Source organism: Streptococcus sp. SCPM-O-B-23252 (M501), assembly GCF_058200355.1.
Map to the genome: position 1 here is coordinate 1 of NZ_JBYQGS010000011.1, position 842 is coordinate 842.

The window sequence follows — 842 nt, forward strand, 5'->3', positions numbered from 1 at the left end:
AGGTCCCGTAGTGTAGCGGTTATCACGTCGCCCTGTCACGGCGAAGATCGCGGGTTCGATTCCCGTCGGGACCGTAGAAACTTAGTTTCTAGCAGATAATGATACGACTCGTTAGCTCAGTTGGTAGAGCAATTGACTTTTAATCAATGGGTCACTGGTTCGAGCCCAGTACGGGTCATTATAGCGGGTTTGGCGGAATTGGCAGACGCACCAGATTTAGGATCTGGCGCTTTACGGCGTGGGGGTTCAAGTCCCTTAACCCGCATAAAAGAATAATAATGAGCCGGCTTAGCTCAGTTGGTAGAGCATCTGATTTGTAATCAGAGGGTCGCGTGTTCAAGTCATGTAGCCGGCATTTTTTTATATAAAGAAACAGATGCGAACGTAGTTCAGTGGTAGAACACCACCTTGCCAAGGTGGGGGTCGCGGGTTCGAATCCCGTCGTTCGCTTGAGGAGGCCGGGGTGGCGGAACTGGCAGACGCACAGGACTTAAAATCCTGCGATTGGTAACGATCGTACCGGTTCGATTCCGGTCCTCGGCATAGACTTAGGTTGGAGAAGAAGCACCCTTAGCTCAACTGGATAGAGTACCTGACTACGAATCAGGCGGTTAGAGGTTCGACTCCTCTAGGGTGCATGGTCGCAAGACTATGTAGCAATTGAATAGAAACGAGCACCCTTAGCTCAACTGGATAGAGTACCTGACTACGAATCAGGCGGTTAGAGGTTCGACTCCTCTAGGGTGCATAAAGCGTAAGCTTTAGTTCGGGAAGTAGCTCAGCTTGGTAGAGTACTTGGTTTGGGACCAAGGTGTCGCAGGTTCGAATCCTGTCTTCCCGAT

The 842-nt window shown here is 50.6% G+C and carries 9 tRNA genes; all 9 read left to right on the forward strand.

The window, feature by feature from the left end:
• Nucleotide 1 precedes the first annotated feature (1 nt).
• Nucleotides 2-74 (forward strand) — tRNA-Asp (locus AC3E6G_RS09435).
• Between the two features lie 31 nt (nt 75-105).
• Nucleotides 106-178 (forward strand) — tRNA-Lys (locus AC3E6G_RS09440).
• Nucleotides 179-183: 5 nt separating this feature from the next.
• Nucleotides 184-265, forward strand: a tRNA-Leu gene (locus AC3E6G_RS09445).
• 17 nt (nt 266-282) lie between these two features.
• Nucleotides 283-355, forward strand: a tRNA-Thr gene (locus AC3E6G_RS09450).
• Between the two features lie 23 nt (nt 356-378).
• Nucleotides 379-450, forward strand: a tRNA-Gly gene (locus AC3E6G_RS09455).
• A gap of 7 nt (nt 451-457) precedes the next feature.
• Nucleotides 458-543 (forward strand) — tRNA-Leu (locus tag AC3E6G_RS09460).
• 21 nt (nt 544-564) lie between these two features.
• Nucleotides 565-638 (forward strand) — tRNA-Arg (locus tag AC3E6G_RS09465).
• Nucleotides 639-674: 36 nt separating this feature from the next.
• Nucleotides 675-748 (forward strand) — tRNA-Arg (locus tag AC3E6G_RS09470).
• Between the two features lie 19 nt (nt 749-767).
• Nucleotides 768-841: transfer RNA gene (locus tag AC3E6G_RS09475), tRNA-Pro, on the forward strand.
• Nucleotide 842 lies beyond the last annotated feature (1 nt).